Below are 13,394 nucleotides of genomic sequence, written 5' to 3'. Positions count from 1 at the left end.
CGGGCCGCCGCCTTGGCCGCCGGGCCCGGACGGGCGGGTGCCGCCGGGGCCGGTGCCGAAGCCCCCGTTCTGGCGGCCGGGCTGGCGGCTGCTCCACTGGCTGCCCCAGGCCGGGGGCTGCTGCGGCTGATCGTCCCGGCCGTCGCCCTGCGCGTCCTGGCCGCCCTGTCCGGCACCCTGCCCGGCGCTGTTACCGCCGCCGTGTGAGCCGTCGTGCGAGCCGCCGTCCCCGCTGCCGCCGCCGTCCTCGGGCCGGTGCCGGGGCTGCCAGGGCTGGTCGGGCCTGCCCTCGGGCGGCGGGGCGAACGGATTGTCCTCGTGCCGGTCCTCGCCGCGGTGATCCCCGGACGAGGCGGACGAGGGGGAGGAGGGCGAGGGGGACGAGGAGGACGACGGTGACTGCTGCTCGCGCAGCAGCGGCGTCGTACGCGACGTGCGGGCGCGCCTCATCGCCGCCCCCCGGTGCGGGTGGGGGTCGGAGTGAGGCGATGAGCCGCGCGGCGGCGTCGGTCCGGCATCTGGAATGTGTCTTCCCCTTGTGTCGTCGTCCTGCACACCCGGTCCGGGTACGGCTCCTGCCGCACGGTTCGGCGGGGCGGGCGCGACGGTCGTTCCCACGGCATCAGTTGGATTCCCAGTCCAGACGCTACCTCCCGTGCCCGCCCCCGTCCCCCGGGGGCCGCTTCGTGTGCCGGTATCGTTGCTGACGGTCGGCGGCTTCGTAGAGTTCCCCGAATTCAACAGGCCAAGACCTTGTACGACCACACAAACGGCAGCACCGCCCGCGAGAAAGATCCCCGCCGTGGCCTCCCCGCCCTTCCCCGCCCGTCCCGGGTCCCCTGCCCGCCTCGTCGTCCTCGTCTCCGGCTCCGGTACGAACCTCCAGGCGCTCCTCGACGCCATCGCCGACGACGGCGCCGCGGCGTACGGCGCCGAGGTCGTGGCCGTCGGCGCCGACCGCGGCGACATCGCCGGTCTGGAGCGCGCCGAGCGCGCCGGCATCCCCACCTTCGTGTGCCGCGTCAAGGACTACGCGAGCCGCGCCGAGTGGGACGCGGCGCTGGCGGCGGAGACGGCCGCGTACGCACCGGACCTGGTGGTCTCGGCGGGATTCATGAAGATCCTGGGCAAGGAGTTCCTGGCCCGCTTCGGCGGCCGGTGTGTCAACACCCACCCGGCCCTGCTGCCCAGCTTTCCCGGCGCCCACGGGGTGCGCGACGCGCTCGCGTACGGCGTGAAGGCGACCGGGTGCACCGTCCACTTCGTCGACGACGGGGTCGACACCGGCCCGATCATCGCCCAGGGCGTGGTCGAGGTCCGGGACGAGGACGACGAGTCCGCTCTGCACGAGCGGATCAAGGAAGTCGAGCGCTCGCTGCTCGTCGAGGTCGTGGGGCGGCTGGCGCGTCACGGCTATCGCATTGAGGGACGAAAGGTAAGGATCCCGTGACCGCCGAAGGTACCAAGCGGCCCATCCGCCGCGCGCTGGTCAGCGTGTACGACAAGACGGGGCTGGAGGAGCTGGCCCAAGGGCTGCACGCGGCGGGTGTCCAGCTCGTCTCCACCGGCTCGACGGCCGCGAAGATCGCGGCGGCGGGCGTTCCGGTGACCAAGGTCGAGGAGCTGACCGGCTTCCCGGAGTGTCTGGACGGCCGCGTCAAGACCCTGCACCCGCGCGTCCACGCGGGCATCCTCGCCGACCAGCGCCTCGACGCGCACCGCGACCAGCTCGCCGAGCTGGGCGTCGAGCCGTTCGAGCTGGTCGTCGTCAACCTCTACCCGTTCCGCGAGACGGTCGCCTCGGGCGCCTCGCCCGACGAGTGCGTCGAGCAGATCGACATCGGCGGTCCGTCGATGGTCCGCGCCGCCGCCAAGAACCATCCGTCCGTGGCGGTCGTCGTCAACCCGGCCGCGTACGGCGACGTGCTCAAGGCCGCCGCCGACGGCGGCTTCGACCTGGAGCGGCGCAAGCGCCTGGCCGCCGAGGCGTTCCAGCACACCGCGGCGTACGACGTGGCGGTGGCCAACTGGTTCGCCGACGGCTACGCGGCCGACGAGGGCGACTGGCCGGACTTCACCGGCGCGACCTTCACCCGGCAGCAGGTCCTGCGCTACGGCGAGAACCCGCACCAGCCCGCAGCGCTCTACAGCGACGGCAGCGGCACGGGCCTCGCGCACGCGGAGCAGCTGCACGGCAAGGAGATGTCGTACAACAACTACGTCGACACCGAGGCCGCCCGCCGCGCCGCGTACGACCACGCCGACCCGTGCGTCGCGATCATCAAGCACGCCAACCCGTGCGGGATCGCCACCGGCGCGGATGTCGCCGAGGCGCACCGCAAGGCGCACGCCTGTGACTCGCTGTCGGCCTTCGGCGGCGTGATCGCCGTCAACCGCCCGGTGTCGGTCGCCATGGCGGAGCAGGTCGCCGAGATCTTCACCGAGGTCATCGTCGCCCCCGCGTACGAGGACGGCGCGGTCGAGGTGCTGGCCCGCAAGAAGAACATCCGCGTGCTGCGCTGCGCCGACGCCCCCGCGGTGGCCACCGAGCGGCGCCCCATCGAGGGCGGCACGCTGGTGCAGGCCAAGGACCGGTTCCAGGCCGAGGGCGACGACCCGGCGAACTGGACGCTGGCGAGCGGCGAGGCGCTGGACGCCGACGGCCTCGCCGAGCTGGCCTTCGCCTGGCGCGCCTGCCGGGCGGTCAAGTCCAACGCGATCCTGCTCGCCAAGGACAGCGCCACGGTCGGCGTCGGCATGGGCCAGGTCAACCGCGTCGACTCGGCGAAGCTGGCCGTGGCCCGGGCGGGCGAGGAGCGGGCGGCCGGTGCGTACGCCGCCTCCGACGCCTTCTTCCCGTTCCCGGACGGCTTCGAGGTGCTGGCCGAGGCGGGCGTCAAGGCCGTGGTGCAGCCGGGCGGCTCGGTCCGCGACGAGCAGGTCGTCGAGGCGGCCCGTAAGGCGGGCGTCACCATGTACTTCACCGGTACGCGGCACTTCTTCCACTGAGCCGTCCCGCGCGACGTGACGACCCGGAGGCCGCACCCCGAGATCAGGGGTGCGGCCTCCGCCGCCCACCACCACTCCAGCCCCTCGCACGGGCCCTGAGTGGAATCGATGTCCCCGCATCCGGGAGGATGAAGCCATGACCGCCCAGATTCTCGATGGCAAGGCAACCGCCGCCGCGATCAAGTCCGATCTCGTCAGCCGCGTGGAGGCGCTGAAGGCCAAGGGCGTCCATCCCGGCCTCGGAACCCTGCTCGTCGGCGACGACCCGGGCAGCAAGTGGTACGTCGCGGGCAAGCACCGCGACTGCGCTCAGGTGGGCATCGCGTCCATCCGCCGCGACCTGCCCGACACCGCCACCCAGGAGGAGATCGAGGCGGCGGTCCGCGAGCTGAACGAGGACCCGGCCTGCACGGGCTACATCGTCCAGCTGCCGCTGCCCAAGGGCATCGACACCAACCGGGTGCTGGAGCTGATCGACCCGGCCAAGGACGCCGACGGGCTGCACCCGATGAGCCTCGGCAAGCTGGTGCTGAACGAGACCGCGCCGCTGCCGTGCACGCCGCAGGGCATCATCCAGCTGCTGCGCCACCACGGCGTGGAGATCAACGGCGCGCACGTGGTGGTCGTCGGCCGCGGCATCACCGTCGGCCGGTCGATCGGGCTGCTGCTCACCCGCCGCTCCGAGAACGCGACGGTCACCCTGTGCCACACCGGCACCCGCGACCTGGCCGCGCAGCTGCGCCAGGCCGACATCATCGTGGCGGCCGCCGGGGTGCGGCACCTGGTCAAGGCCGAGGACGTCAAGCCGGGCGCCGCGGTGCTCGACGTGGGCGTCAGCCGGGACGAGCACGGCAAGATCGCCGGCGATGTGCACCCCGATGTGGCCGAGGTCGCGGCCTGGATCTCGCCGAACCCGGGCGGCGTCGGCCCCATGACGCGCGCTCAGCTGCTGGTCAACGTCGTGGAGGCGGCCGAGCGGGACGCGAAGGCGGCCGCCGACGGCGGTGCCGGTCATGACGGCTGAGGCGAGCGAAGACCCCGCGAGCGGTCAGGCGGGGCAGACGGGCCAGGCGGCTCGGACCGCTCAGGCGGCGGCCGAAGACTCCGCGGCCAAAGACTCCGCGACCGAGCACTCCGCGACCGAAGTCTCCGCGGCCACAGGCCCGGCGGGCGCTCAGGCCCCGGCGGGTGCTGCGGCCCCGGGGGGCAAGCCGACGGTCGCGGAACTGCCCGGGCTGCTGCTCCGCAAGTCACGCCGCTTCCCGCTGATCACCCGGGACACCGCACGTCCGCAGGGCGGCGGCCGGGCCGCGCCCGGAAGCGCCCCGGCGACCGCCCGGCAGTGGCCGTTCCTGGCGGTGGTGGGCGGCGTCGCACTGGGGCTGCTGATCGTCTCGCTGGACGGGTTCCGGTTGGGCACGGCGCTGATCGGGCTGTCCCTGCTGGCGGGCGCGGCGCTGCGGTGGGCGCTGCCGGAGGTGGGGATGCTGGCCGTACGGTCGCGCTTCACCGACCTGCTGACGTACGGCGGGCTCGGCGCGGTGATCCTGCTGCTGTCGCTGATGGTCCAGCCGGACCCCTGGATCAAGCTTCCGTTCCTTCAGGACGTGGTGCACTTCACGGTCCGCTAGTCCGCGCCCTCCGCGCGGCCCGTCAACCGAACGGCGGCCCCTCCTCACCCCCGCGGGAGGACGGGCCGCCGTTGGCTTGTTCGCATCCCTCGTGGTCCGGGCGGCGGTCCGCCCTCTCCCCCGAAGAAGGACGGACCGCCTGGTGAACAGGGTTGTGTGTCGGCTGTGCGGGATCAATGGACGTCGAATCCCTGTGGCTCGGAAGTGACCGTTCCGCAACGAGGTATCGGCTGCGCAACGATGGGCCGACGCCGGGGGAGTGCGCCCCCGGGCCCGAAATGCTCCGATGCGCCCCCGCGGGGAGAACTGACATCCTGGGGCAAGGCATCTCTTTGGGTAGTCAGATCGACGCCCCGAGAAGCCGGCACGGGGACCAGACCAAGGGGAACCACCAGGTACGTACGGGGGGACAGGGGGAGGCACATGCCTCGTTGGAGGGACCTGCCGGAGGAACTCGACCCGCAGGTGCGGGAGTTCACCGGGCAGTTACGCGGACTCGTCGACCGCAGCGGTCTGAGCGTCGTGGCCATCGCCGACCGCACGGGCTACAGCAAGACCTCCTGGGAGCGCTACCTCGGCGGCAGACTGCTGCCGCCGCAGGGCGCGGTGGAGGCGCTGGCCGAGGCGACGGGGGCGGACGCGGGTCACCTCGGCATCCTGTGGGAGCTGGCGGAGCGGGCCTGGAGCCGCGCCGAGATGCGGCACGACGTCACGATGGAGGCGATCCGGGTCGACCGGGCGCGGGCCGCGCTGGAGGAGTTCGCGCCGCCGCCGGCGGAGAAGAAGGCGGAGAAGAAGAACGGACGCAAGTCGCCGAAGTCCCGCCCGGCCGCCGACGTGTCCACCGGCGGCCGGACCGCTCAGAGCGGCCAGAACCCTCAGCCCGGCCAGGGCGCTCAGAGCGCTCCGACCGACCAGGGCGCCCGGACCGTCCAGGGTGTCCCAGGCGTCCACGGTGTCCAAGGCGTCCAGGGCGTTGACGTTCCCGAACCCGAACAGCCTCTGGTGGAGCCCGTTCCGGCGGCGTCCTCGCGCGCGTGGCCCACCTTGCCCGTACCCGACGCACCGCCCGCACCACCCATATCGAGCGCGCCGCCCACACCGCCCATACCGCCCGCGGCCGACGAGCCGGGGCCGCCGCGCCCCGCGGAGCGGCCCCGGCGCCGTATCGCGCTGTTCGCCGGGGGCGTCGTGGGCACGCTGCTGATCGTGGCCGGAGCCGTCCTCCTGGTCGGTCAGGGCGGCGACGACGAGAAGGGGGCCCAGAAGCCGGTCAAGTCCCCCGCGACCACCGCCTCCCGGCTCCCGGCCGGGGTGAAGTGCTCCGGGAACGGCTGCGCGGGCAAGGACCCGGAGGCCATGGGCTGCGGCCGCAAGTACGCCAGGACGACCGCGAACGCGATGGTCGGGACGGCGTACATCGAGGTCCGCTACAGCAAGGTCTGCGGCGCCGCGTGGGCCCGCATCGCCCAGGCGGCCCCCGGCGATCAGGTGGAGGTCGGCGCCCCCGCCAAGGGCGGCGGGCAGGACCGTACCGAGCGCGGCAAGGTCGACGCGGACGGCGACGCGTACACCAGGATGGTCACGGCGGACGCCACCGCGCGGCCCACCGCGTGCGCGACCCTCATCGGCGGACAGCGCGGCTGCACGCCGCGGGAAGGCACCCCGCAGGGCGCTGCCCAGGGCACCCCGCAGGGCACTCCCCAGGGCACTCCTCAGGGGTGACCGACCGGTGCGCCGAGCCCGCCGCGGACCCGTCCGGGGGAATTTTCCGGCAGGAGGGAATGACGCCGGGGAATCGGGGCAGGCGCAGGCCGACCCCCCACGGGTGCGGCACCGGGCGGCCGTCTGTACTCCCCCTCCTGGCAGACGGCCGCCGGGGCGTGACCGGTGAGAAGCGACACAGAGGCCCGGGGATGTGCGCGCTCCGCCGTCGGATAGCCTGACGCCGGTATCTCGACACCAAGAGATCTCGGACAAACACAGCGCAGGAGACCGCCATGACCCGCACTCCCGTCAATGTCACCGTCACCGGCGCGGCAGGCCAGATCGGCTACGCGCTGCTCTTCCGCATCGCCTCCGGTCAGCTCCTCGGCGCTGACGTGCCGGTGAAACTGCGGCTCCTGGAGATTCCCCAGGGACTGAAGGCGGCCGAGGGCACCGCGATGGAGCTGGACGACTGCGCGTTCCCGCTGCTGCGCGGCGTGGACATCTCCGACGACCCGAACGTCGCCTTCGACGGCGCCAACGTCGCCCTGCTGGTCGGCGCCCGCCCGCGCACCAAGGGCATGGAGCGCGGCGACCTGCTCGAGGCCAACGGCGGCATCTTCAAGCCGCAGGGCAAGGCCATCAACGACCACGCGGCGGACGACATCAAGGTCCTGGTCGTGGGCAACCCGGCCAACACCAACGCGCTGATCGCCCAGGCCGCCGCCCCGGACGTACCGGGTGACCGCTTCACCGCGATGACGCGCCTGGACCACAACCGCGCGCTGTCGCAGCTCGCCCAGAAGACCGGGGTGCCGGTCGGCGAGATCAAGAAGCTCACGATCTGGGGCAACCACTCCGCCACCCAGTACCCGGACGTCTTCCACGCCGAGGTCGCGGGCAAGAACGCCGCCGAGGTCGTCAACGACGAGCAGTGGCTGGCCGACACCTTCATCCCGACCGTCGCCAAGCGCGGCGCCGCGATCATCGAGGCCCGGGGCGCGTCCTCGGCCGCCTCCGCCGCCAACGCCGCCATCGACCACGTCCACACCTGGGTCAACGGCACCGACGCCGGTGACTGGACCTCGGCCGGTGTGGTCTCCGACGGCTCGTACGGCGTGCCGGAGGGCCTGATCTCGTCCTTCCCGGTCACCGCCAAGGACGGGCAGTTCGAGATCGTCCAGGGCCTGGACGTCAACGAGTTCTCCCGCACCCGCATCGACGCGTCGGTGAAGGAGCTGGAGGAGGAGCGCGAGGCCGTGCGCGGTCTGGGCCTCATCTGACGCACCCCGCTGCGGACTTCTGAAGGGTCACCCTCCGTTATTCACTCCGGAGAGTGACCCTTCGGCTGTTCCCTGTCCTTGCGCCCCACCGTCTCCTACCGTAAGAGGGGTTGACGCCGGCCTCGGGGGGAGAGCATGGGCTCAGGCAGTCGTAGTGATCACGCGTCCAGACACGCGGCCAGTGAGGCCACGCGGCTGCTGTGCGCGGGGGTGTATCTGGACGATGACTTCCGGGACACGGTCGTGGACGAGCTGTTGGTCCACGAGGAGCGCATCGTGGCGCCGTCGCTGGGCATCGACGCCTCCCGGGTGCTCGCCCACGCGCTGCGCGCCCGCCGTCTGGAGGCGGGCTGGACCCTGCTGCTGATCGCGCTCTGGTTGCTGCACGCCCTGCTGGCCAAGGGCTTCTTCGTCATCTTCCTGCTGTCCTGCGGGCTGTTGCTGCTGGCGACCTGGGCCAGGGGCGGCGCCTCGGGCCCCTTCCGCGCCGACTATCCGGGCTCCGACGGGATCCCGCCCGCCCGGCGGCGGCTGGCCGCGGTGCTGCGGGTGTTCGGGGTGCTGCTGCTCATCGCCTACGTGTCCTCCGCGCTGGAGCTGGTCCTCGCGGACGACCCGGAGCCGAGCGCCCTGGAGGAGAGCACCTCGCTGTCGGGGCTGACGGCCGGGGCGGGCGCCGGGGCCGCCTGGGCGGCCCTGTTGATCCCCACCGCGATGGCCGCGGCGGTCGCCCTGCACCGCGAGCACGTGGCCCGGGTGCTGTCCGCCGACCTCGATCCGCGGACCTTCGCCGCTCCGGCCGAGGACCCTGCCGAGCGCTCCGGCAGCGCCCGCTTCCGGCGGGTGCGGGAGCTGATCCGGCGCGAGCAGCACGCGCCCGTGATCCTCTACCACGATCAGCACCCCTTCCTCGGGGCGGGCACCGCGCACGCCACGTGGACGCTCGCGGTCGAGCTGCGCCCGCGCGAGGGCCGTACGGCGGTGCCGCTCGACAACCGGGAGATCCTGGAGCGGATCCGGCCGCTGGTGGAGAACCTGCGCACCCCGTCCGCCAGGACCCCCGCCCGGAACGGCGCCCGCACCGCCGCGGTGCCGCGGCAGTCGGTCGAGGTCCGCGACCGGCTGCGCGGTCTGGAGCTGGACGAGTGCGTGTTCGTGAAGGCCACCGGGCTGCGCAGCCGCTCCCTCGCGCCGCACGGCGAGGCGCACTTCGAGCGGGAGCGGGCGGAGGCGGTCGAGGAGGGCGGCGAGGTCCGGCGGCACTTCCTGCGCATCCGGGTCGGGGCCTGGCAGGAGGAGGTCGTCACCACCGTCTTCGTCCGGGTGCACACCCAGGGCGGCATGCTGATGGTGGAGTTCGCGCCGCATGTGCTGCGCCCGATCCGCCCGGACTTCCGCGCGATCGACCGGCTCACCGACTCCCACCGCCGCGGCGGGCTGCCGGGCAAGGTGCTGTGGGCGCTGGCCCGGACGCCCACGGCCGCGGGCCGCGTGCTGATCCACGGCTTCCGGATGATCGCCTTCTTGGTGCGGACGTACACGGGCGCCTATGCCGCGGCCATCCCCGACGGGCCCTGGAAGTCCGTGCGCGAGCTGGGCAGTGACGAGGGCGCCTCGCTCTTCCAGGAGATGGACGTCAGCCGCTATCTGAAGAGCGTCGAGGACCGGGTGGCCAACGGGGTGCGGCAGGCGCTGGACGAAGCCGGATGGGAGACCGGCGAGTTCGAGCAGAAGATCATCAACGTGAGCGGTGGCGGCATCTTCATCGAGTCCGCACAGGACAGCGCCATCACCGTCGGCGACAACAACACGGTGAGCAACACCAGGGGTAACGGAGGGGGAGGCGGCCATGGGGACGGCTGAGAGGGACGAGGAAAGCGGCGCGGGCACGGCCGGGGGCCAGGGCGGGCCGCGGTTCGGGAACATCCGCATCGGCAATGTGCGCGGCGGTGTCGTCGGCATCGGCGACCACAACCACATCGTGAACGGGCCGCAGGAGGGCGCCGCCTGCGACCCCGCGTACGAGGAGCTGCTGCGCGCCGTCCAGCAGCTCTCCGCCGACCTGGAGCGGCTGGTGGCCACCCCCGAGCTCGGTGCGCTGTCGGACGAACTGGCCGGTGCCCAGGACGAGATCCGGCGCACCGGCCGCGCCGGGGCGGGCCGCCTCGCCCGGCTCCGGGTGCTGTTGCAGGACGCCGGGGCCGGGATCGGCATGCTGGCGTCGGGCGTCGCGGTCGGCCAGGCGGTCGGCGCGCTGCTGGGCGGCTGAGATGAGTACGCCGAGCGATGAGCGCGGCCCCCGCTGGGACGAGGCCGCGCAGCGCTGGGTGGGGGAGGGTGCCGAGCCGCCCGCCCCGGGCAGACGGCCGCCCAGTCCGCACCGGGGGCCGGTGCTGCTCGTGGTGCTGGCCGTCGTGCTCATCGGTGGCATCGGCGTCGGCACCTGGCATCTGCTGTCGGACGGCGGCGATGACACGGCCAACGAGAGCAGCGGCCCGAGCGCGACCGCGTCCGGCTGGGACAGCGGCTCGCCCTCGCCGTCCGATGACGTGCCGTCGTCGGGGCAGCCGTCCGCGGCGCCGTCGGGGTCGGCCGTCGCGGGCAGCGGGCCGCCGCAGGGGTATCAACGCACCGCGGACCCGGAAGGGTTCACGCTGGACGTCCCGGTGGGCTGGCAGCGCGTCAAGCGCGATACGGGGGTCTTCTACGAGTCGTCCGACGCGAGCCGTCTGCTCCAGGTCTTCGCCCTGACCAGCCCGCAGGTCACCCCGTACGAGGCGCTGAAACAGGCCGAGACCAGCCTCAAGAAGAACCCGGGCTACAAGCGGTACGGGCTGAAGCGGCTCGGCCCGGCCGACGACGCCGACGCGGAGCTGCAATACGGCTACCGCAGCGAGAAGTACGGGCCGCGCCGCGTCGTCGACCGTGCCTTCACCGGGCCGGACGGCGTGCAGTACGCGGTGCTGGTGGCGGGCCCGTCCGATGAGTGGCCGCGTCAAGTGGAGCGGCAGCGGGTCGCGTTGGGCGCCTTCTGCCCCACCGCGTACTGCCCGGCGGGCTGAGCGCGTACATCTCCGGTGGCGAACTATCCGGCATCGGCGCGGTAGCGGACGTGGCCGAAGCGCGCATACTGGGTAAACCGTATGTCGGCTAACTCGGTTAACTCGGCTTATCGGTAGAAAAATGCGATGTAGGGGGAGCAGGCATGTCTGACGGGGGTTCGGAGCCGGGCGCGGAGACGCGGCGGGTGGTGCAGGCGGTCGCGGTCACGGTGTTCCTGACCGCGGGGATCGCGTTCTCCGGCTGGGTGGCGTTCGGCGGTGACGGAACGACCAGGCACCAGGCGGGCCCGCTGCCCTGGGACCGTGCGACCCCCACGCCCTCGGCGACCGCGGACGCCACCGCGCCGGGCGATGTCTATCCCGCGCCCGAGACCGGTGCGCCCACCGGTCTGCCGTCGGGACTGCCGAGCGCCTCGCCGTCCGGCCTGCCCTCGGCGTATCCGTCCGGGTCGCCGGATGCGTCCGCCTCGGCGGTGCCGTCCCTGACGGGCTCCGCGCCGCCCGCGGGCTTCAGCACCGAGCGGGACCCGGAGGGCTTCGACATCGCCGTCCCCGAGGGATGGCGGCGGACGGTGGAGGGGCCGAGCGTCTTCTACACCTCGCCCGACGACTCCACCATGATCCAGGTCTTCGAGCTGCACGGCCCCGAGTCCACCCCGTACGAGTCGGCGCAGGAGGCCGAGCGGCTGGCGTCCCGCAACCGCGGCTACGAGCAGATCACCCTCGCCCAGCTGGGCGCGGCCGCCATGGACCCCGCCCAGCTGGAGTACACGTACCAGAGCAAGGAGTCCGGTGCCCGCCGGATACTCGACCGCCGCTTCGCCGCGCAGAACGGCACCATGTACGCGGTGCTGATCATCGGATCCGCCGACGACCGGGCGGAGGAGCAGTCGCTCCATGACACCGTGCTGGAGACCTTCTGCCCCACCGCCTACTGCACCGCTTCGTAGGGGGTGTCTTGCCGATCATGATCCGGCCTGATCGACAAGACACCCCCTAGATCGCCCGTCCCTCCGCCTCGCGTGAGCCGTGCCACTTTCAAGAAAAATTTGCGCATACGTTTCTCGCAACCGGTAAGGGGTCCCTGTTGCTGGCGTGGCCAGCAGAAACGCTCGCAACACCGGAAGGCAGAGATAGACGTGTCGGCAGTCGAGACCATTCATGTGGACGGGGTGTGGCGGGCGGCCGCATCCGGCGCGCAGCGGGAGGTTCTCGACCCCGCGGACGCCACCACGCTCGCGCTCGTGGCCGAGGGCGGCGCCGAGGACACCGACGCGGCCATCGCCGCCGCGCGCCGCGCCTTCGACAGCGGCCCCTGGCCGCACACCCCCGTCGCCGAGCGGGCGGCCCTGCTGCGGCGGGTCGCCGATCTGCTCCAGCGCGACCGGGAGGTGATCGCGCTCCTGGAGAGCCGCGACACCGGTAAGACCCTGGAGGAGGGCCGGGTCGACGTCGACGACGTGACCAACGCCTTCCGCTACTTCGCCGACCTGGCCGCGGGCGAGTCGCCCGGCCGCGTGGTCGACGCGGGTAGCCCCGATGTGCACAGCGTCGTGGTGCACGAGCCGGTCGGGGTCTGCGCGATGATCACGCCCTGGAACTATCCGCTGCTCCAGGCCAGCTGGAAGGTGGCCCCGGCGCTGGTGGCGGGCAACACCTTCGTCATCAAGCCCAGCGAAGTGACCCCGCTGTCCACCATCCACATGGTGCAGCTGCTGGTCGAGGCGGGCCTGCCGAACGGTGTGGCCAACCTGGTGACCGGCGCGGGCGACCCGGTCGGCGCCCGGCTGTCCGAGCACCCCGATGTGGACCTGGTGTCCTTCACCGGCGGTCTGGTCAGCGGCACCAAGGTGGCCCAGGCCGCCGCGCCGAGCGTGAAGAAGGTCGCCCTGGAGCTGGGCGGCAAGAACCCGAACGTCGTCTTCGCCGACGCCTGCGCCACCGACGAGGGCTTCGACACCGCCGTCGACCAGGCGCTGAACGCCGCCTTCATCCACAGCGGCCAGGTCTGCTCGGCCGGTGCCCGGCTGATCATCGAGGAGTCGGTGCGCGAGCGGTTCGTCGCCGAGCTGGTCCGCCGCGCCGAGAAGATCAAGCTGGGCCGCGGCACCGAAGAGGGCGTCGAGTGCGGTCCGCTCGTCTCGGCCCAGCAGCTCGCCAAGACCCAGGCGTACGTGGCGTCCGCCCTGGAGGAGGGCGCGGTGCTGCGGACCGGCGGCAAGCAGCCCGAGCCGTCCGACGTCCGCCCCGCGACCGGCTACTTCTACCTGCCGACCGTGCTCGACCAGTGCCACCGTGAGATGCGGGTCGTCCGCGAAGAAACGTTTGGCCCGATCCTTTCGGTGGAGTCCTTCAGCACCGAAGATGAGGCTGTGACGCTCGCCAACGACACGGAATACGGCCTGGCCGGCGCGGTCTGGTCGTCCGACACCGCGCGCGCCCGCCGGGTCGCCGCGCGGCTGCGTCACGGCACCGTGTGGATCAACGACTTCCACCCCTACCTCCCGCAGGCCGAATGGGGCGGCTTCGGCAAGTCCGGCGTCGGGCGTGAGCTGGGCCCGGCGGGCCTGGACGAGTACCGCGAGACCAAGCATGTCTACGAGAACCTGCGGCCCAGCCCGGTGCGCTGGTTCGGCGGCTGACGCCCCGCCGCCGGCCCCCGCCCGGGGCGGCACGGCCGGGCCCGGACCTCCCGCCGGGCC

Annotated in this window: 11 protein-coding genes and 1 pseudogene; 11 read left to right on the top strand and 1 reads right to left on the bottom strand. The window is 72.8% G+C overall.

The window, feature by feature from the left end; all coding sequences use genetic code 11:
- Positions 1-450: pseudogene (locus EEJ42_RS40940) on the bottom strand (hypothetical protein); the annotation flags it as partial.
- Between the two features lie 352 nt (positions 451-802).
- Between EEJ42_RS40940 and purN the strand changes: the two are divergent.
- From purN to EEJ42_RS40885, 11 genes are all read left to right on the top strand, one after another.
- Positions 803-1,450: a phosphoribosylglycinamide formyltransferase gene (gene purN / locus EEJ42_RS40935; RefSeq protein ID WP_123107213.1), complete on the top strand. Its 648-nt coding sequence runs from the start codon at positions 803-805 to the stop codon at positions 1,448-1,450.
- Positions 1,447-3,009: a bifunctional phosphoribosylaminoimidazolecarboxamide formyltransferase/IMP cyclohydrolase gene (purH, locus tag EEJ42_RS40930; RefSeq protein ID WP_123107212.1), complete on the top strand. Its 1,563-nt coding sequence runs from the start codon at positions 1,447-1,449 to the stop codon at positions 3,007-3,009. The genes purN and purH overlap by 4 nt, the downstream gene beginning before the upstream one ends.
- Positions 3,010-3,145: 136 nt before the next feature.
- Positions 3,146-4,033 (top strand): bifunctional methylenetetrahydrofolate dehydrogenase/methenyltetrahydrofolate cyclohydrolase, encoded by an 888-nt coding sequence (locus tag EEJ42_RS40925; protein ID WP_123107211.1) that lies wholly within the window; start codon positions 3,146-3,148, stop codon positions 4,031-4,033.
- Entirely contained in the window at positions 4,023-4,640 is a 618-nt protein-coding gene (locus EEJ42_RS40920) for a DUF3017 domain-containing protein (protein ID WP_246097684.1), read from the top strand. Before EEJ42_RS40925 ends, EEJ42_RS40920 begins: the two co-directional genes overlap by 11 nt.
- A gap of 423 nt (positions 4,641-5,063) precedes the next feature.
- Positions 5,064-6,365, top strand: coding sequence for a helix-turn-helix domain-containing protein (locus tag EEJ42_RS40915; RefSeq protein WP_123107210.1), 1,302 nt, complete (start codon positions 5,064-5,066; stop codon positions 6,363-6,365).
- A gap of 275 nt (positions 6,366-6,640) precedes the next feature.
- Positions 6,641-7,630 (top strand): malate dehydrogenase, encoded by a 990-nt coding sequence (locus tag EEJ42_RS40910; RefSeq protein ID WP_009717128.1) that lies wholly within the window; start codon positions 6,641-6,643, stop codon positions 7,628-7,630.
- 135 nt (positions 7,631-7,765) lie between these two features.
- A complete protein-coding gene (locus EEJ42_RS40905; protein WP_123107209.1) occupies positions 7,766-9,493 on the top strand; it encodes a hypothetical protein in 1,728 nt (575 codons plus the stop codon).
- Positions 9,480-9,899 carry a hypothetical protein gene (locus EEJ42_RS40900; RefSeq protein WP_123107208.1) on the top strand — a complete coding sequence of 140 codons (420 nt, stop codon included), beginning with the start codon at positions 9,480-9,482 and terminating at the stop codon, positions 9,897-9,899. The genes EEJ42_RS40905 and EEJ42_RS40900 overlap by 14 nt, the downstream gene beginning before the upstream one ends.
- A 1-nt stretch (position 9,900) precedes the next feature.
- On the top strand, positions 9,901-10,692 hold the full coding sequence (locus EEJ42_RS40895; RefSeq protein ID WP_246097683.1) for a hypothetical protein: 792 nt from the start codon (positions 9,901-9,903) through the stop codon (positions 10,690-10,692).
- Between the two features lie 143 nt (positions 10,693-10,835).
- Positions 10,836-11,642 (top strand): serine/arginine repetitive matrix protein 2, encoded by an 807-nt coding sequence (locus tag EEJ42_RS40890; protein WP_123107207.1) that lies wholly within the window; start codon positions 10,836-10,838, stop codon positions 11,640-11,642.
- A gap of 189 nt (positions 11,643-11,831) precedes the next feature.
- On the top strand, positions 11,832-13,334 hold the full coding sequence (locus tag EEJ42_RS40885) for an aldehyde dehydrogenase family protein (protein WP_123107206.1): 1,503 nt from the start codon (positions 11,832-11,834) through the stop codon (positions 13,332-13,334).
- Positions 13,335-13,394: the final 60 nt, after the last annotated feature.

It is taken from the genome of Streptomyces botrytidirepellens (assembly GCF_003721215.1).
GTDB classification, from domain to species: domain Bacteria; phylum Actinomycetota; class Actinomycetes; order Streptomycetales; family Streptomycetaceae; genus Streptomyces; species Streptomyces himastatinicus.
Note: the sequence above shows the minus strand (reverse complement) of the source record. Positions and strands in the feature narration are given on the sequence as shown.

Coding starts and splice junctions, on each gene's coding strand:
- EEJ42_RS40920 (WP_246097684.1), top strand. CDS start 4,023: ATGACGGCTGAGGCGAGCGAAGACCCCGCGAGCGGTCAGGCGGGGCAG.
- EEJ42_RS40915 (WP_123107210.1), top strand. CDS start 5,064: ATGCCTCGTTGGAGGGACCTGCCGGAGGAACTCGACCCGCAGGTGCGG.
- EEJ42_RS40890 (WP_123107207.1), top strand. CDS start 10,836: ATGTCTGACGGGGGTTCGGAGCCGGGCGCGGAGACGCGGCGGGTGGTG.
- EEJ42_RS40925 (WP_123107211.1), top strand. CDS start 3,146: ATGACCGCCCAGATTCTCGATGGCAAGGCAACCGCCGCCGCGATCAAG.
- EEJ42_RS40905 (WP_123107209.1), top strand. CDS start 7,766: ATGGGCTCAGGCAGTCGTAGTGATCACGCGTCCAGACACGCGGCCAGT.
- EEJ42_RS40910 (WP_009717128.1), top strand. CDS start 6,641: ATGACCCGCACTCCCGTCAATGTCACCGTCACCGGCGCGGCAGGCCAG.
- EEJ42_RS40895 (WP_246097683.1), top strand. CDS start 9,901: ATGAGTACGCCGAGCGATGAGCGCGGCCCCCGCTGGGACGAGGCCGCG.
- EEJ42_RS40900 (WP_123107208.1), top strand. CDS start 9,480: ATGGGGACGGCTGAGAGGGACGAGGAAAGCGGCGCGGGCACGGCCGGG.